This is a genomic window from Metabacillus lacus (assembly GCF_009674805.1).
Taxonomy (GTDB): Bacteria; Bacillota; Bacilli; order Bacillales; family Bacillaceae; genus Metabacillus_C; species Metabacillus_C lacus.
The window spans coordinates 12,083-28,799 of the sequence record NZ_WKKI01000001.1 but is presented as its reverse complement, the minus strand read 5'-3'; the positions used below and the strand labels follow the sequence as shown (position 1 = coordinate 28,799).

Annotated in this window: 18 protein-coding genes; all 18 read right to left on the bottom strand. The window is 43.0% G+C overall.

The annotated features are described in order from the left end of the window. Window positions 1-46: 46 nt before the first annotated feature. Window positions 47-949: a succinate--CoA ligase subunit alpha gene (gene sucD / locus GJU40_RS00165; RefSeq protein ID WP_154305666.1), complete on the bottom strand. Its 903-nt coding sequence runs from the start codon at window positions 947-949 to the stop codon at window positions 47-49. Window positions 950-967: 18 nt separating this feature from the next. Continuing rightward, window positions 968-2,128, bottom strand: a complete 1,161-nt coding sequence (gene sucC, locus GJU40_RS00160) for an ADP-forming succinate--CoA ligase subunit beta (protein ID WP_154305664.1) — start codon at window positions 2,126-2,128, stop codon at window positions 968-970. Window positions 2,129-2,296: 168 nt separating this feature from the next. After that, window positions 2,297-2,575 (bottom strand): EscU/YscU/HrcU family type III secretion system export apparatus switch protein, encoded by a 279-nt coding sequence (locus tag GJU40_RS00155; RefSeq protein ID WP_154305662.1) that lies wholly within the window; start codon window positions 2,573-2,575, stop codon window positions 2,297-2,299. Continuing rightward, the gene (locus GJU40_RS00150) at window positions 2,572-3,849 is read right to left on the bottom strand and encodes a hypothetical protein (RefSeq protein ID WP_154305660.1); all 1,278 of its coding nucleotides are present in this window, start codon (window positions 3,847-3,849) and stop codon (window positions 2,572-2,574) included. Before GJU40_RS00150 ends, GJU40_RS00155 begins: the two co-directional genes overlap by 4 nt. A 12-nt stretch (window positions 3,850-3,861) precedes the next feature. Continuing rightward, complete coding sequence (locus tag GJU40_RS00145; RefSeq protein ID WP_154305658.1) at window positions 3,862-4,632, bottom strand: ribonuclease HII; 771 nt, start codon at window positions 4,630-4,632, stop codon at window positions 3,862-3,864. 86 nt (window positions 4,633-4,718) lie between these two features. Beyond that, window positions 4,719-5,570 (bottom strand): ribosome biogenesis GTPase YlqF, encoded by an 852-nt coding sequence (gene ylqF, locus GJU40_RS00140; protein ID WP_154305656.1) that lies wholly within the window; start codon window positions 5,568-5,570, stop codon window positions 4,719-4,721. 22 nt (window positions 5,571-5,592) lie between these two features. Further along, window positions 5,593-6,153 carry a signal peptidase I gene (gene lepB, locus GJU40_RS00135; protein WP_154305654.1) on the bottom strand — a complete coding sequence of 187 codons (561 nt, stop codon included), beginning with the start codon at window positions 6,151-6,153 and terminating at the stop codon, window positions 5,593-5,595. A gap of 233 nt (window positions 6,154-6,386) precedes the next feature. Continuing rightward, window positions 6,387-6,731: a 50S ribosomal protein L19 gene (rplS, locus tag GJU40_RS00130; protein ID WP_154305652.1), complete on the bottom strand. Its 345-nt coding sequence runs from the start codon at window positions 6,729-6,731 to the stop codon at window positions 6,387-6,389. A gap of 133 nt (window positions 6,732-6,864) precedes the next feature. Further along, the gene (gene trmD, locus GJU40_RS00125) at window positions 6,865-7,599 is read right to left on the bottom strand and encodes a tRNA (guanosine(37)-N1)-methyltransferase TrmD (RefSeq protein ID WP_154305920.1); all 735 of its coding nucleotides are present in this window, start codon (window positions 7,597-7,599) and stop codon (window positions 6,865-6,867) included. A gap of 1 nt (window position 7,600) precedes the next feature. After that, complete coding sequence (gene rimM / locus GJU40_RS00120; protein ID WP_154305650.1) at window positions 7,601-8,122, bottom strand: ribosome maturation factor RimM; 522 nt, start codon at window positions 8,120-8,122, stop codon at window positions 7,601-7,603. 9 nt (window positions 8,123-8,131) lie between these two features. Then, entirely contained in the window at window positions 8,132-8,509 is a 378-nt protein-coding gene (locus GJU40_RS00115) for a YlqD family protein (protein WP_154305649.1), read from the bottom strand. Window positions 8,510-8,720: 211 nt separating this feature from the next. Then, on the bottom strand, window positions 8,721-8,951 hold the full coding sequence (locus tag GJU40_RS00110; protein WP_154305647.1) for a KH domain-containing protein: 231 nt from the start codon (window positions 8,949-8,951) through the stop codon (window positions 8,721-8,723). Window positions 8,952-8,962: 11 nt separating this feature from the next. After that, the gene (rpsP, locus tag GJU40_RS00105; protein ID WP_154305645.1) at window positions 8,963-9,235 is read right to left on the bottom strand and encodes a 30S ribosomal protein S16; all 273 of its coding nucleotides are present in this window, start codon (window positions 9,233-9,235) and stop codon (window positions 8,963-8,965) included. Window positions 9,236-9,329: 94 nt separating this feature from the next. After that, window positions 9,330-10,673, bottom strand: a complete 1,344-nt coding sequence (gene ffh, locus GJU40_RS00100; protein ID WP_154305643.1) for a signal recognition particle protein — start codon at window positions 10,671-10,673, stop codon at window positions 9,330-9,332. A gap of 12 nt (window positions 10,674-10,685) precedes the next feature. After that, entirely contained in the window at window positions 10,686-11,015 is a 330-nt protein-coding gene (locus GJU40_RS00095) for a putative DNA-binding protein (RefSeq protein WP_343031329.1), read from the bottom strand. Window positions 11,016-11,207: 192 nt separating this feature from the next. Further along, window positions 11,208-12,209, bottom strand: coding sequence for a signal recognition particle-docking protein FtsY (ftsY, locus tag GJU40_RS00090; RefSeq protein WP_154305641.1), 1,002 nt, complete (start codon window positions 12,207-12,209; stop codon window positions 11,208-11,210). Between the two features lie 16 nt (window positions 12,210-12,225). Further along, window positions 12,226-15,789: a chromosome segregation protein SMC gene (gene smc, locus GJU40_RS00085; RefSeq protein ID WP_154305639.1), complete on the bottom strand. Its 3,564-nt coding sequence runs from the start codon at window positions 15,787-15,789 to the stop codon at window positions 12,226-12,228. Window positions 15,790-15,944: 155 nt separating this feature from the next. Next, on the bottom strand, window positions 15,945-16,679 hold the full coding sequence (gene rnc, locus GJU40_RS00080; protein WP_154305637.1) for a ribonuclease III: 735 nt from the start codon (window positions 16,677-16,679) through the stop codon (window positions 15,945-15,947). Window positions 16,680-16,717: the final 38 nt, after the last annotated feature.

Genomic DNA, 16,717 nt, shown 5'->3' with positions numbered 1-16,717 from the left:
GGTTTAATTCTAATAGAAAGGACCGCTGTAAGCGGCCCTGAATTGTTTAATGAGTTTTACACTTATCAAGCATATTTTTTTCCTTTAAAACACTGATGAGCGTTTCACCAATTACAGATGGTGTATCTGCTACTTGTATACCGCATTCATTCATCGTTTTAATCTTTTCCGCAGCAGTACCCTTACCGCCTGAGATTATGGCTCCAGCATGGCCCATACGCTTCCCTGGAGGTGCAGTCTGTCCGCCGATAAAGCCTACTACAGGCTTTTTCATATTGTCGCGGACCCACTCTGCAGCTTCTTCTTCCGCTGTACCGCCGATTTCCCCAATCATGATTACAGCATAAGTGTCGTCATCTTCATTGAATGCTTTTAACACATCAATAAAATTGGTTCCATTAACCGGATCTCCGCCGATTCCAACAGCAGTAGACTGGCCGATGCCGGCTTGTGTCAGCTGATGGACTGCTTCATAGGTTAATGTTCCTGAACGGGATACAACCCCTACATGGCCTTTTGTATGAATATATCCAGGCATAATCCCGATTTTGCACTCATCCGGCGTAATGACACCCGGGCAGTTTGGTCCAACCAGGCGAGTCTTTTTGCCTTCCATAAAGCGCTTTACCTTCACCATATCCAGAACAGGAATATGCTCAGTAATACAGATAACCATGTCCAGTTCTGCATCAACAGCCTCAATAATCGCGTCCGCAGCAAACGGGGCAGGCACGTAGATGACAGATGCATTCGCACCGGTTTCCTTTACTGCATCCTCCACTGTATTAAATACCGGGACTCCTTCAGCTTCCGTACCGCCTTTGCCGGGAGTGACGCCTCCGACAATCTTGGTTCCGTACTCAAGCATCTGCTTTGTATGGAATAGAGCGGTTGAACCAGTTATCCCTTGTACAATGACTTTTGTGTCCTTATTAATGAATACACTCATTCCGATCCCCTGCCTTCCTTATCCTACTAATGAAACGATTTTTTGAGCGCCGTCTGCCATTGAATCTGCCGATGTGATATTCAGCCCGGACTCATTAAGAATTTTCTTGCCGATTTCCACGTTCGTACCTTCAAGCCGCACAACAAGCGGTACTTCAAGTCCGACCTGCTTCGTTGCTTCTACCACACCTTCAGCAATTACATCACACTTCATAATGCCTCCGAAAATGTTAACAAAAATACCTTTCACATTTTGGTCTGAAAGAATGATTTTAAAGGCCTCGGTTACTTTTTCAGCAGTCGCACCGCCCCCAACATCCAGGAAGTTGGCAGGGTCGCCGCCATAATATTTGATAATATCCATCGTAGCCATAGCAAGACCTGCACCGTTTACCATACAGCCGATATTACCTTCGAGAGAAATATAGCTTAAATCATATTTTGAAGCTTCAATTTCCTTAGCATCCTCTTCATCCAAATCTCTCAGCTCCAAAATATTCTTGCGTCGGTAAAGAGCATTGGAATCAAAGTTCAGTTTTGCATCAAGTGCAATCACATTGGAATCGCCAGTGATGACAAGAGGATTAATTTCCGCAATTGAGCAGTCATTTTCAACAAAAGCATTGTAAAGGCCGTTCATAAACTTTACTGTTTTGCCGATAAGCTCTCTTGGAATATTAATATTGAAAGCTATTCTTCTCGCCTGATAGCCTTGAAGACCAATGGCCGGATCAATATACTCCTTAAAGATTTTTTCAGGAGTTTCCTCTGCCACTTCTTCAATTTCAGTTCCGCCTTCTTCAGAAGCCATTAACACAATTTTTGAAGTAGCACGATCAAGCACAAGTCCAACATAGTATTCTTTTTTGATATCGCAGCCTTCTTCAATAAGCAGGCGTTTAACCTCTTTGCCTTCAGGTCCTGTTTGATGAGTTACCAGCACTTTGCCGAGTATTTCTTCCGCATATGTACGAACCTCATCTATATTCTTTGCAACTTTTACCCCGCCAGCTTTTCCTCGTCCTCCGGCATGGATTTGCGCTTTTACTACCGCTATTTCTGTTCCCAGTTCCTTAGCGGCTTCCACAGCTTCTTCCACAGTAAAAGCAACTTTGCCATTCGGCACGTTAACCCCATATTTTCTGAGGATTTCTTTACCCTGGTACTCATGTATATTCATTTCCCATCCTCCTAACATATGTACAACTAAAATAGACTGCGCTTTCATTTTATATAATAGTTGTTTCATTGTCTAGCATTCCACACAAAATAGTAGAATCCTTCATAAAATTCTAAATTTTTATAGCAATATATTTTTTTAATAATATAAAAATATTACTTTCTATTGCTATTTTTCTTTTATATTGCTGTCTACTCGGTGGACAAATGCAAAAATTTCCGCAACGGCTTCATACAGTTCTTCTGGTATTTGCTGATGAATTTCCAGGGTGCTCAGCAGGGAAACAAGCGCAGGATCTTCATGCACTGCTACTCCGTGTTTATTTGCTTCCGACAATATGTTATCTGCAATCAGGCCGTTCCCCTTTGCAGTTATCCTTGGAGCAGAGTTCACTGATTCGTCATAGGACAAAGCTACCGCTTTATGACGTTTTTCAACTTGGTTCATATTTTCAAATCAACTCCTCTATAAAAAGGGCGTGATACCTTAGTTAAGCTATGTAAGAGTCCTGCTTCCAATTCTTTTCCTCTGCCAGAAGTTTTTACCGAAGTCAGCACATAGCCAAGCTCCTGCAGACCCTGCTTCAGTTCTTCTTTATAATTGCTGTAATCAGGCTCGGCAGATGCTCCATGATGTATAAAAATAGAGACTGCTTTGTTTTGAATTTGAACATCTATCATGGTTTCTTTCAGCGAAGGCAGATTCACCAGAAAAAGAATTCTGCAGTAGGAAGGATCTATCTGTTTGTTGTCCTTCCTGCTTCCTGTCCATTGAATGGTTGCATCTCCTTGAAAGCCCTGATAAGAAAGGGGTATCTGCAAAAGACTGTATTGCAGATGACCATTTTCCTGAGAAAGAAGGGCCTGACCTGCCAGCTTAAATAACAGATGATCTGCCAGATTTCCTGCTCCTGTGCCCAGCTGCTCTTTTGCGAATGCATGCAGCAGCATCTTTACATGCTCTGCATCTCTTTGCACATACTCCTGCTTTCCAAGCATTTTCAGCCACTGCGCTTCTTCATGCATGCCCAGATGATATCCGGCTGCTTTTATTCTTTTTCCAAGAGACAGATCTCCATAACCATCCTCTGATAGCAACCTGTCAGTAAGCTCCAGCAGTTTATTTGCATTATTTGAACGGAGTGGCATCTCTAAGAGCTCTTCCCTTAACATTTTCAGCGATGAAAACAGGGACTGTTCGTTTGCTGCATGATAAAGCGAACTTAGCGTTCCTGCAGAAACAGGCAGACTTCTGTTCAAAACTGTAAGTGCTGCTTCTTCCGCTTTGGGCCTGTCTGCTTTTGGCATTTCATTCAGCCAGTTCAAAATTGCTTTCAGTTCGTCTGCTGTAGCCGGCAGACCTCTATTAACTACACCATCTACAAAGCTCCTGTGGGCTTTCAGCAGCTCCTGAGGGATATTCTTCAGTATATCAGGTAAAAGAGCTCCAGCACCCTCTGTCTTTAAAGCTGAGAGGACTGGCACTCCTGTGCGTCTGCCTTCTTTAACAGTGAACCAGTAGAAACTCCCCTTTTCCAATGAAATATCGAGAGCAGCCAGGAGGCGCTTGTCAGCTATCCCTAAAAGAGCCTGCCGGCCGGGAAACAGCTCCAAAACCTTTGCTCTGATGAGCTGCCCTTCCTTTAATTGAATTGAGTTGTTTCTCAATACAGCTGCGCTAGGCTGAGCAGCGAGCTTGTGAAGCAGTGAAATACCGTTCATGATTATACTCCTTTATTTCATGCATGCTTCCTTAACAGGAGAAAAACTTTTTCTGTGGCAGGGAGACGGACCGTGCATATCCAGTGCTTTTAGATGTTCTTTTGTCCCATAACCCATGTTTTGGTGAAAACCGTAATGAGGATACTGCTCTGAAAGTTCCTTCATCAGCCTGTCCCGCACAACTTTTGCGACAATGGAACTTGCTGCAATAGAAATGCTTAGTGAATCTCCTTTTATCATACTCCTTTGTTCAATAGGGAGGTCCAGCGACATGGCATCAACTAGGAGATAATCAGGCTCAACCTTCAAACCGCTGACAGCTGACTCCATCGCGAGCTTGGAAGCCTGATAAATATTGACCTTATCGATTATATCAGCCTCAACGATTGTAATATGTATATCGATGGCTTTTGCATATATTTCTTGAAAGTAAGTCTCCCTTTGGATGCTTGTCAGCTTTTTGCTGTCATTCACTCCGGGCAGCCAAAAATCTTCCGGCAGAATGACTGCTGCAGCCACTACAGGACCGGCTAACGGGCCTCTGCCAACTTCATCTATCCCGGCAATTTTTTTGAAGCCTTTTGCTCTGCATTCTTTTTCCATTGCCTGCATAGTTTGAAAAGCTGCAGCGCGTTTTTTTTCTGCTTCATAGTTTCTCAGCCACTTTTGCACTAGCAGCTGAACGCTTTTCCTGCTGTCTTCCTGCCACTCTTTCAGCCTGGGATCATGAATATGATGGATTGTTTTTATTTCTTTTTGAATATCACTGACTGTTAATTTCATTCCGCTATTTACTCCTCTACTCTACTATCGGCAAGCCGCAAAAAAAATAAAGACTCGCTCTATACGGCGGGCCTTTACTCTTTTCATTATATCTCATGCAGCCTGTCAAATGTAAGCTTTCCAAGTTTTTCGGACCGGATTTCCCGCAGAACCAGCTCTGACGTTTTGTCATAATCAATATAGCCGCCCGCCATCATACAGCCTCTTTTTTTGCCTATTTCGTCAAAGAGATCTCCAATTTCTTCCGGAATCTCCTCAAGACCGTACCGTTCCTGTAGCTGGCCGGGATAATACTCTGTCAAAAATTTAAGAGCAAACACAGCAATCTCCTGCAAATTCAATATGGCATCTTTAATTGCTCCCGTTGCGGCCAGCTTATATCCTACCAGTTCATCTTCAAACTTGGGCCAAAGAATTCCCGGTGTATCAAGCAGTTCCAATTCCTTGCCGACTTTCACCCATTGCTGTGCAGTCGTTACGCCCGGCCTGTCACCCGTCTTTGTTATATTCTTTTTAGCCAGCCTGTTGATCAGAGTGGATTTTCCGACATTAGGGATGCCGACAATTAAAGCTCTGATCGGCCTATGACGAACTCCCTTTGCTGCCAGCCGTTCAAACTTCTCTTTAAGTATCTCTTTTGAAACCGCGACAATCTGTTTCATTCCAGTTCCGGTTTGTGAATCAACAGCAATTGAAGGAATTCCGTTGTCCTTGAAATGCTTCATCCATTCTTCTGTGAGCTTTTTATCTGCCAAATCTGCCTTATTCAGCAAAACAAGTCTGGGCTTGTTCTGAACAATCTCATCGATCATTGGATTGCGCGATGATAAAGGAAGTCTTGCATCCACAAGCTCATATACAATATCAATTAATTTTAACTTTTCCGTTACCTGGCGCCTGGCTTTTGCCATATGCCCCGGAAACCACTGAATCGTCAAATGCTTCACCTACTTCATTCAATCAGTCAACGACCCTCATTACCTCAAAAGGCCAGTAAACCAAATTGGTCTTTCCCATTACATCCCCAATAGGGACTGTTCCGATATGCCGGCTGTCTTTGCTGTATCTGCGATTGTCGCCCATGACAAACACATGGCCTTCTGGAATTGTACTCTGCCCGATAATATCTTCGAGAGTAAAGGGTTCTGTGAGAGGAGGGTCAATCAGCTGGCGTTTAAATTGATCCAGATAAGGCTCATCATATTCCATGCCATTAATATAAAGCACGTCGTTCTTATATTCAATATGATCTCCCGGAAGCCCTATTATTCGCTTAATATAATCTTTCTCTTCTGTTGCGTGAAAAACAACAATATCAAACCGTTCAGGACTGTCTACTTTATAGCCTATTTTATTCACAATCATTCTGTCCTGATCTTCGAGAGTCGGCATCATTGATTCACCGTCTACGATAATAGGCGTAAAGAGAAACGTTCTTACAAGCACCGCGATTAAGAATGCAACAGCTAGCGCTTTTACCCATTCAAGAAATTCACTTTTATTCTTTTTTTCTCTCCTCAAATCAGAATCACCTTCTCCGCATACATGTCTGTTCTAAAGACTTTCAATTCTATTTTATACGATAACATGACGTGTTCAAAGTTTTTGCTCTGTACACCTGTCAGGCCATCATGTATTTAAGGATACCGCAGGCTGGAGCACGAGGCAGAGAGTGCTTTGCGGCCCTTTTGCGGATAGTAGAGAAGCTATGAAAAAAGAGCCTGTTTTTGTAAACAAGCTCTTCCTGTTCTATCTTATCGAATTTCTTTAATACGGGCTTTTTTACCGCGAAGTTCACGTAAGTAGTAAAGTTTAGCACGGCGTACTTTACCGCGGCGAATAACTTCAAGCTTAGCAATCTTCGGCGTGTGTACAGGGAATGTACGTTCAACACCTACACCGTAAGAGATCTTACGAACTGTAAATGTTTCGCTGATTCCACCACCACGACGCTTAATCACAACACCTTCAAAAATCTGAACACGCTCACGAGTTCCCTCAACAACTTTTACGTGTACACGTACAGTGTCACCAGGACGGAACGCTGGTAAATCAGATCTTAACTGATCTTTTGTGATATCTTCAATTAGTTTTTGCATCGTATTCAACTCCTTCCAACAGATGCTCATTCCAAGTCATACAATCCATGCAGCGGAACATCGTTTTAAAACAAAGACAATCTGCCTAAGTCACAAGATTTATCATATCATAAGGATCAGTTGAAAACAATAGCTAAGTTGTACTTTCAAACTCTTTCAGCCACATTTTTTGCTGATCAGTCAATGCTGTTTTCTCAATCAAATCCGGGCGCCTCTCCCACGTTCTTTTCAGTGACTCTCTGGCCCGCCAATCATCTATTTTCCGGTGATTTCCGGAAAGAAGGATGTCTGGCACTTTTAAGCCGTTGTAGTCCGCAGGCCTGGTATACTGCGGGTGCTCAAGCATACCTGAACTAAATGAATCGAGAATAGGTGATTGCTCATTTCCCAATACCCCCGGCAGAAGCCGGACTACGCTGTCAGCAATGACCATGGATGGCAGTTCTCCGCCTGTTAAAACAAAGTCACCTATTGATATTTCATCTGTAACAAGATGCTGCCGGATTCTTTCATCATATCCTTCATAATGGCCGCAGATAAAAACAAGATGCCGGGTGTCTGCCAGCTCTTCTGCTTTTTTTTGATCAAAGGTTTTCCCCTGTGGACAAACGAGAATGATTTTAGGTTCCGAGTCTGATTCCTTTTTGATTGCATTTACTGCATCAAACACCGGCTGTGGCTTGAGAACCATTCCGGCTCCCCCGCCATATGGATAATCATCTACTGTTTGATGCTTATTATCCGAATACTCTCTGAAGTTAATAACACGAAACTCTGCCGCCTCTTTTTCCTGTGCTTTTTTCATGATGGAGGAATTCAGCACCCCGTGAAACATCTCAGGAAAGAGTGTTAAAAAGTCTATTCGCATGTTAATCCAGCAGTCCTTCCATATTCCTAATGGAAATGCGTTTATTGGCAATATCAATTTCTTCAACAATGTCGTCTATATAAGGGATAAGGGCATCTTTTTTCCCTGTCCGCTGAATGACCCATACATCATTGGCACCCGGTGTAAGAATTTCGCGAATTTTACCAATTTCTTCGCCTTCTGCAGTGTACACAGTACAAGCGATAATTTCATGAAAATAAAATTCTCCCTCATCCAGCTCTCCTTGCTGGTCCTCAGGAACCTTTAAAATTGCACCTTTGAACTGCTCAACTTGTCCAATTGAAGTGTAGCCCTCAAAGGTAAGCAGGTGAAAGTTTTTATGCAGCCTGTGAGCTGCAACGGTTACTTCCTCAGGATCTTTCTTGCTTTCTGTAAAGATATACAGCTTATTTCCAATTGCATAACGCTCTTCAGGAAAATCCGTTCTTGAAATTACCCTGATTTCACCCCTGACACCATGAGTGTTAACAATTTTGCCTACATTAAACCATTTTTCTGTCATATTCTCACCTCAGCGAATCTCTATTACAATGCCGTCTTTTATAACCACTGTTTTCTCACTGTTCATTTCATTCCAATTGTCCCCTACATTTACTTCTATAATCGCCTGTTTTTCCTGCTCAATTAATTCGCTTCCAATAGGGAGGATGGAGAGCTGCTGTATTTGAAAGTCAATAATTTCAATCTTTTCTTTTTTTCTTTCACGTTCTAATTCAAACTGCCGCTTCAAAGAAGGAGACTGCCTGCCTTCCGCCTTCTTAAGCTGAAAATGAAGCTGTTCATATTCTTTTTGAAGCTGTTCCTTTTTATGTATAAATGAATGCAGCAGCTTTTCTTTTGAGTTTTCAGTTAAAATTTGCTTGATTGTGACCTTTTGAAGTATGTTCATTTGCAATCTCCTTGTTTACGATTTTACAATGGACAAACACTTCCACAGGATTCTGGAACCCATCATGGCAAATTAACAGCAGCGGAATCTTCTGAAAACAGCCTATTAAAAAAAGGCGGGGTTAAATCCCCCACCTTTTACTGAAGCTTCTCGAGCTTTCAGGCAAAGAATTCATAGAAGCTGCTGTTTATGCAATTCCCCGTTTTCTTTGCTAATCGTTAATCTCAAGATGCACGCGCTTAGATGATTGTGTTCCAGCGGCATATACAACTGTGCGGATCGCTTTTGCTATCCGGCCTCCTTTTCCTATCACCTTGCCGATATCATCTTCATGTACAGAAAGCTTATAAATCTGCTGCCTGTCATTTTCTTCACAGATGATGGAAACGGCATCGGGATGATCAACCAGAGGCTTAACGATTGTTTCAATTAATTCTTTCATAGGAATCCCTATTACTTACTGTTTTTAGCGTTATGGAATTTTTCCATGATGCCTTGGTTAGAGAACAAGTTGCGTACTGTGTCAGATGGCTTTGCACCGTCTTTCAGCCATTTCAATGCAAGTTCCTCATCAATTTTTACCTCAGCAGGCTGAGTTACAGGGTTGTAAGTTCCAACTGTTTCAATGAAACGTCCATCACGTGGTGAACGGGAATCTGCAACAACGATACGATAGAAAGGAGATTTATTAGCTCCCATGCGTTTTAAACGAATTTTTACTGCCATTTTAAATAGCACCTCCGAAAATAGTTCAACAAGATAGTATAATATCAATGTTGTCTTGGTTTGTAAAGTGTTTTTTCTTAACAGATCATTTTTCTTACATAAACGGGAACTTTAACCCGCCTTTTTTCTTGCCTTTTGACATGCTGGTCATCTGCTTCATCATCTTTTTCATATCTTCAAACTGCTTTAAAAGACGATTGACTTCCTGTACGGACGTACCGCTTCCACGGGCAATCCGTTTTCTGCGGCTTGCGTTGATTGTTTCCGGATGCAGCTTTTCCTCTTTGGTCATTGACCTGATAATTGCCTCTACATGACCAATCTGCTTCTCATCCACCTGAACGTTCTTCAAGCCTTTTATCTTGTTTGCACCAGGCATCATATTCAGCAGTTCATCGAGAGGCCCCATATTCCGGACCTGTCCCAGCTGTTCCAGGAAATCATCAAACGTAAAACTGGCTGTTCTCATTTTTTGCTCAAGCTCTTTTGCCTTTTCAGTATCAACATTCGCCTGAGCCTTTTCAATCAGTGTGAGAACATCCCCCATTCCAAGTATGCGCGATGCCATTCTCTCGGGATGGAAGGGTTCAAATGCATCCAGTTTCTCGCCGAGCCCCACAAACTTGATCGGTGTATCTGTCACAGCCCTGATTGAAAGAGCTGCTCCTCCACGTGTGTCCCCATCAAGTTTGGTTAACACAACTCCGGTCAGACCAAGCTGTTCGTTAAAGCTTTTTGCAACATTTACAGCATCCTGTCCTGTCATTGCATCAACTACGAGGAATATCTCATCAGGCTTGGACAATTCCTTCACCTGGGCAAGCTCGTCCATCAGTGTCTCATCAATATGCAGGCGGCCTGCGGTATCAATGAGGACATAGTCATGATGCTCCTGTTTTGCATGCTCCAGCGCCTTTCTGGCAATCTCAACGGGACTCACCTGGTCTCCAAGCGAAAACACAGGCATTCCCAGCTGCTTTCCGAGCGTCTCAAGCTGCTGAATGGCAGCAGGTCTGTAAATATCGGCTGCAACAAGCAGCGGTTTTCGATTGTGCTTCTTCCTGAGAAGATTAGCAAGCTTACCCGTAGTGGTCGTTTTCCCCGCACCCTGCAGGCCGACCATCATGATGACGGTTGGAGGCCTGGTGCTGACCGCTATTTTGCTCTGTTCCCCGCCCATTAAAGCAGTCAGTTCTTCTTGAACCACTTTTATAACCTGCTGTCCGGGAGTCAGGCTCTTCATGACTTCCTGGCCAACAGACCGCTCACTGACTTTTTTTACAAAGTCCTTTACGACTTTAAAGTTAACATCAGCTTCAAGCAAAGCCAGGCGGACTTCACGCATCATCTCTTTTACATCAGCTTCGTTTACCTTGCCTTTGCCGCGGATTTTTGCGATGGTACCCTGCAGTCGGTCGGCTAAACCTTCAAATGCCATAGCTGCCGCCTCCTAATCTAGTTTCTCAAGAGCTTCAAGCAAAACAAGCATTCTGCCTTCCAGTTCTGTTTCAGCCGCAATGTGCTTCAATTGCTCGACAAGGCGCTGCCGCTCTTGAAATTTTTGAAATAAAAGAAGCTTTTCTTCATATAGCTCTAACATCGCCTCTGTCCGTTTGATATTATCGTAAACGGCCTGGCGGCTGACATTATACTCATCGGCAATTTCACCAAGGGAGTAATCATCCAAATAGTAAAGAGACATGTAGCTTTTCTGCTTAGGTGTTAAAAGACCTCCATAAAAATCAAACAGATAATTCATTCTATTTGTTCTTTCGAGTATCACCTTCGTCTCCCCCCTTTGTTAAGTGAATTACCTTTACATCTATAAAGTCTACTGAACAGGGGTGCGTTTGTCAAGTTTTTTCCTTAACAGACACAGAGACACCTAGCATAACACTGTATGCATCCCTGACGCAGAAAGGGAAAGGATATCCTTCCCCTCCCTTAGGCTGATTTTAGCCTCGTACATAGTTTACAGATTTTCTTCCGCCGCTTCCTCTTCCACAAGATCCGCAAACAACCCGTAAACATATTGCTCAGCAATGAATTCCTGCAGATCATCCATTTTTTCACCCAGTCCGACGAGCTTGACGGGTATTTCCAGTTCGTTGCGGATAGCAAGGACGATTCCACCCTTGGCTGTACCATCTAATTTTGTTAAAACAATTCCGCTCACCTCTGTAGCAGAGGAAAACTGCTTGGCCTGGCTCATTGCATTCTGCCCTGTTGTGGCATCGAGAACGAGAAGCACTTCGTGAGGGGCGCCGGGCAATTCCCTTTCAATCACTTTTTTCACCTTTTCAAGCTCTTTCATCAAATTCACTTTATTCTGAAGGCGGCCGGCTGTATCACACAGGAGAACATCCGCTTTGCGTGCTTTAGCAGCCTGAATAGCATCAAACATCACTGCAGCAGGATCAGAACCAGCGGACTGTTTAATAACGTCGGCACCCACTCGATTTCCCCACACTTCAAGCTGCTCAATAGCTCCTGCCCGGAAGGTATCCCCGGCAGCGAGCATCACGGATTTTCCTTCGTTTTTAAATTTATGTGCAAGCTTGCCGATGGTTGTTGTCTTACCGACTCCATTGACACCTACAAACAAAATTACATTTAGTCTTCCGTCTTCTACATTCAGCTGTGGGGAAGCTTCATCTTCACCTTGATAAATTTCAACCAGTTTTTCCGAAATAACAGATCTGACTTCTCTCGTGTCCTGAATATTTCTGCGCCTGACCTCATCTTTTAGTTCATCAATAAGTTCCATTACAGTGTTAACGCCCACATCGGCGCTAATCAGAATTTCTTCCAGCTCCTCAAAAAAATCTTCATCTACTTTTCGGTAGCGGAAAACGAGGTCATTTACACGATCAGAAAAAGATGTGCGGGTTTTTGTTAATCCTTCCTTGAATCTTTCTGATACAGTTTCAGTTTGTTTTGTAATGGATTCTTTTAATTTTTTAAAGAAACTCATTTCTTTCTCCTTTCAGCTATGTCGCTATCAATTCTTTCGTTTCTTCCAGCCTGACCGAGACTAGCTTGGACACGCCGGATTCCTGCATAGTGACTCCATACAGCACATCCGCCTCTTCCATTGTTCCCTTTCGGTGAGTGATAACAATGAACTGGGTGTCTTTGCTGAATTTCTTAAGATATTGTGCAAAACGGTGAACATTTGCTTCGTCAAGCGCTGCTTCCACTTCATCAAGAACACAGAAAGGAACAGGCCGGACTTTCAAAATGGAAAACAGAAGGGCAATCGCTGTTAATGCCCGTTCTCCTCCGGATAAAAGCCCCAAGTTCTGCAGTTTTTTCCCTGGAGGCTGAGCGATAATATCAACACCGGTATGAAGAATATCTGAAGGATCGGTCAGCTTCAGTTCTGCTCTTCCTCCCCCGAACATCGCCTGAAAGACGCTTTCAAAGTGGGAGCGGATTTGCGTGAAGGTGGTCATAAACCGCTTCTTCATTTCTTCATCCATTTCTCCAATCACATCATACAGCGTTTGTTTTGCAAGGAGCAAATCCTCTCTTTGCTCAGAAAGAAAATTAAACCTCTCTGAAACTCGGTCATACTCGTCAATAGCACCCAGATTCACTGTGCCGAGCTCTTCTATTGCCAGCTTAATTAACTTCACGCTTCTTCTTGCATCATCAGGTTGAACTTTCAGACTGTGTTTCTCTTTAGCTGCTTCAAAGGTTAATAGATATTCCTGACGAAGATGTTGTAATAGATTATCAAGTTCCACGTCCACTCTTGCCAGTTTTAATTCTTCATCCTTCAGCCAGTTCACCGTTTGCCTGTGCAGCCGTTTTTCCTCTTTTAAGCCTGCCTCCTGATGATCAAGGGAGGCTTGAAGTCCCAGACGTTCTTCTCTTCTTGACGTTATTAATTCCATTGTTTTGGATTTATCTTTCTGCTTTTGCTCTGCTGCTTCTTCAAGGTTTTCCTCACCAGATTTGCTTGTAGTCATTTCACCGTTAATGTAAGCAAGATCTTCAGAGGCTGCAGAAAGTTTCATAGCTGCTTCCTTTTCTGAATCAGCAAGTCTGACAACAGTTGCTCTTTGATTAAAAAGAGTTTGTTCCTTAGAAGCCAGCAGAACTTTGATATCCGTGATGTTCTGCTGAAGTTCCTGCCTTGAGGTTTGCTGCTGATTTTTTTTTGCAGTCAGCTCCTGAATTTCACGGTCTCCAGCCAGAATGCGGAGGTTAATATCTTCAAGCTCTGCAGCAAGCTCCTCTTTTCTTAAGGAGGCCTTCTCAAAATCTTCTTGAAACGAGGCTCTTTCAGCATCGTAAATTGACAGATGGTCATTTACATTTCTTTCGCTGAGCAGCAGCTCTCTCATTTCACCTTGAAGGGACTGCTCCTGCATACGGAGATTTTCTCCTCTTGTTCTCATTTCGTCCAGCTTTGCTTCCAGCAGTGAAATAGAACTCTTTAGAGATTTTACAGCGTCCTCGAGAGAAGCTGTCTTGCTTTCCATATCGGTTAGTTTAGATTTCACATCTTCCAGTTCCCGGCTTCGGCTGAGCAAAGAGTTGTTTTTCTGCTTAACAGCTCCTCCGGTCATTGAACCGCCCGGATTTACTACATCACCTTCCAGCGTGACAAATCTAATCTTGTAGCCTGTTAATCTGGCAAGCTCGTTAGCCCCCTTAAGATCTTTTGTAATAATGACAGCACCAAGCAGATTGCCGATCACATTCCGGTAACGCTCATTGTAATTTGTCAGCTCAGAAGCCACGCCGATAAAGGCAGGGTGAGATTTTATTGACGAGTATTCATGGCTTGCTATGCTGCGGCTTTTGATAACATTCATAGGAAGCATCGTTGCTCTTCCGAAGGCATTTTTTTTCAAGTAAGCTATGCTCTTTCGCCCGCATTCTTCATTCTCCACCACAATATGCTGTGCTGCACCGCCTAAAGCTGTTTCAATTGCAGCTTCATATTCCTTGTCCATTGTCACAAGCTCTGCAATGGCGCCGTGTATGCCCTCCAGCGACTCTCTGGCCTTAAGAATTTCCTTTACCCCTTGGAAAAATCCGGCGTAGTCCTCCTGCATGTTTTCGAGCACTTCTTTTCTCGATCGCATCTGCTGCAGAAACTGATATGCTTTATACAGTGCTGACTCCTGCTTTTGATAATTCTCTCTGTTTCTTTCAAGCTTTTGCTGTGTAGATCGGAAATCTTGTATATGTTCAGCCAGCTGTTCCCCTGCTGTTTCCAGTTTTGATGAAAGTCCGGCCTTTTTGTGTTCTAATTCCTGCCGCTCCACCAAATATCTCTGATTGTTATTTTTCAGCCGGTTTTTTTTCATATCCTGCTGCTGCAGCTGTTCTTCCAGGTATGAAGATTCATTTCGCTTAGACACCTGTTCATTCAAAAGATCAAAATAGACATTTTTCATCTCTTCTATCTTTTCTTCCAAGTTGGCATCATAGGTTTTCATTTCAGCCTGTTTTGAAGAGAGGTTTTTTCTCAGTTCGGCCACTTGATTCTTAAGTGCTTTAAAAACTTTCTCTTCCTGGCTTTTTTCTTGCTGCAGTCTTTTATTAAGCTCTCCAAGATCTTCAATGCTTTTTTCCAGTGAAGCTTTGTTGGAGTTGGCATTCTTTTTTCTTTCCTTGAGAACTTCCTTTTTTCCTTCAAGCTTTTCGAGCTCTTCACTGACAATCAGAAGAACCTGCTGCAGTTCATCAATCGATTCATCCAGCGCAGCTACTTTGTCCCGAGTCTCTTCAAGAACGCCCTCTTTATTCCCAATGTCTGATAACATCAGAAGCTCTTTTTGTTTCCCAGCCTCTACGGTCTGAGTGAGATGTTCCCAATATTTATGGGCCTCTTCTATTTCATAAACAATCAGCGCAGCTTCTACTTCTTCCAGCTCAGCCTTTTTTTCCAAATAATCCTTAGCTGCAGAAGACTGTATTTTTAAAGGCTCTATCTGGCCTTCAAGTTCATGGAGAATATCCTGTACCCGGTTAAGGTTTTCCTGTGTTTCAGCAAGCTTGTACTCTGCCTTTTTCTTTCTCGTTTTATATTTAAGAACTCCGGCTGCCTCTTCAAAAATACTGCGGCGCTCTTCTGCTTTGCTGCTTAAAATTTCTTCCACTTTCCCCTGGCTGATTATGGAGAAAGCTTCTTTTCCAAGTCCTGAGTCCATGAATAAATCTATGATGTCTTTTAAACGGCAGCTTTGATTATTTATGGAGTATTCACTTTCACCTGAACGGTATACTCTTCGTGAAATGCTCACTTCATTGAAGTCAATCGGCAGGAACTGTTCTCTGTTATCAAGCGTCAGCGTTACTTCGGCAATATTAACTCCTTTTCTCGAATCGCTTCCCGCGAAAATGATGTCTTCCATTTTCGCTCCCCGCAAAGAACGGGCAGACTGTTCTCCAAGCACCCAGCGGATGGCATCGGTAATGTTACTTTTTCCGCTTCCATTCGGCCCCACCACAGCCGTTACACCATTTACAAATTCAACACTCACACGTTCTGCGAACGATTTGAAACCAACTATATCCAAACGTTTGAGGAACATAAGCGCCCTCCTATCCATCTAATATCTGCAAAAATTGATTGCTGTTTTCTCAAAAATGCTCACTGGCTTCCGGGCCAATATTTGCAGCCTTTTTCCTATCATATTTTAACATATCAAACATAAAGAGAAATCCCCCATTTACGGGGGATTTCTCTTTATTTAGGCTGCAGTTTTGAAAGGGCCTCTTGAGCAGCATGCTGCTCGGCTTCCTTTTTAGATCTGCCCGTGCCTGTTCCAAGAATTTCGCCGGCCAATGACACTGTCGCAATAAATTCACGATTATGGGCAGGGCCTTTTTCCTGCAGTATTTTATATTCCAATGCTCCTTTATTATCACGCTGAACAAGTTCCTGAAGCTGGCTTTTAAAATCCATCACATGAGAAAAAGCACCATCATTAATTTTAGGAAAAACAACCTTTTCAAGGAACTGTACAACTGGAGTTAATCCCTGATCCAAATAGAGAGCTCCTATGAAAGCTTCGAACACATCAGCCAATAAAGCAGGACGCGCTCTCCCTCCAGTCATTTCCTCACCCTTTCCTAAAAGAACAAGGTAGCCAAATGACAGTTCATTTGCAAAGGAAACCAGAGAAGGCTCGCAAACAATCGCGGCGCGCAGCTTGGTCAGATCTCCTTCACTCATGGTAGGATATTTGCTGAACAAAAATTGGGAAACTGTCAGTTCTAATACCGCATCTCCTAAAAATTCAAGCCTTTCATTATCCTCATAAGGCTTTTTGCGATGCTCATTCACATAAGATGAATGGGTAAAAGCTTGGAACAGCAGCTTTTCATTATTAAAGGAAATTCCAATTAACTCTTGAAATTTTTTAAATTCATCTTTTTTATAGTACAAACGCTTGTCTTTGTAATTGCTATGTTTTGACATAGGCACCCTCCATCTAAAAACACTGGTGAATCCAAAAG

Coding starts and splice junctions, on each gene's coding strand:
- sucD (WP_154305666.1), bottom strand. CDS start 949: ATGAGTGTATTCATTAATAAGGACACAAAAGTCATTGTACAAGGGATA.
- sucC (WP_154305664.1), bottom strand. CDS start 2,128: ATGAATATACATGAGTACCAGGGTAAAGAAATCCTCAGAAAATATGGG.
- GJU40_RS00155 (WP_154305662.1), bottom strand. CDS start 2,575: ATGAACCAAGTTGAAAAACGTCATAAAGCGGTAGCTTTGTCCTATGAC.
- GJU40_RS00150 (WP_154305660.1), bottom strand. CDS start 3,849: ATGAACGGTATTTCACTGCTTCACAAGCTCGCTGCTCAGCCTAGCGCA.
- GJU40_RS00145 (WP_154305658.1), bottom strand. CDS start 4,632: ATGAAATTAACAGTCAGTGATATTCAAAAAGAAATAAAAACAATCCAT.
- rplS (WP_154305652.1), bottom strand. CDS start 6,731: ATGCAAAAACTAATTGAAGATATCACAAAAGATCAGTTAAGATCTGAT.
- trmD (WP_154305920.1), bottom strand. CDS start 7,599: ATGCGAATAGACTTTTTAACACTCTTTCCTGAGATGTTTCACGGGGTG.
- rimM (WP_154305650.1), bottom strand. CDS start 8,122: ATGACAGAAAAATGGTTTAATGTAGGCAAAATTGTTAACACTCATGGT.
- GJU40_RS00115 (WP_154305649.1), bottom strand. CDS start 8,509: ATGAACATACTTCAAAAGGTCACAATCAAGCAAATTTTAACTGAAAAC.
- GJU40_RS00110 (WP_154305647.1), bottom strand. CDS start 8,951: ATGAAAGAATTAATTGAAACAATCGTTAAGCCTCTGGTTGATCATCCC.
- rpsP (WP_154305645.1), bottom strand. CDS start 9,235: ATGGCAGTAAAAATTCGTTTAAAACGCATGGGAGCTAATAAATCTCCT.
- ffh (WP_154305643.1), bottom strand. CDS start 10,673: ATGGCATTTGAAGGTTTAGCCGACCGACTGCAGGGTACCATCGCAAAA.
- ftsY (WP_154305641.1), bottom strand. CDS start 12,209: ATGAGTTTCTTTAAAAAATTAAAAGAATCCATTACAAAACAAACTGAA.
- smc (WP_154305639.1), bottom strand. CDS start 15,789: ATGTTCCTCAAACGTTTGGATATAGTTGGTTTCAAATCGTTCGCAGAA.
- rnc (WP_154305637.1), bottom strand. CDS start 16,679: ATGTCAAAACATAGCAATTACAAAGACAAGCGTTTGTACTATAAAAAA.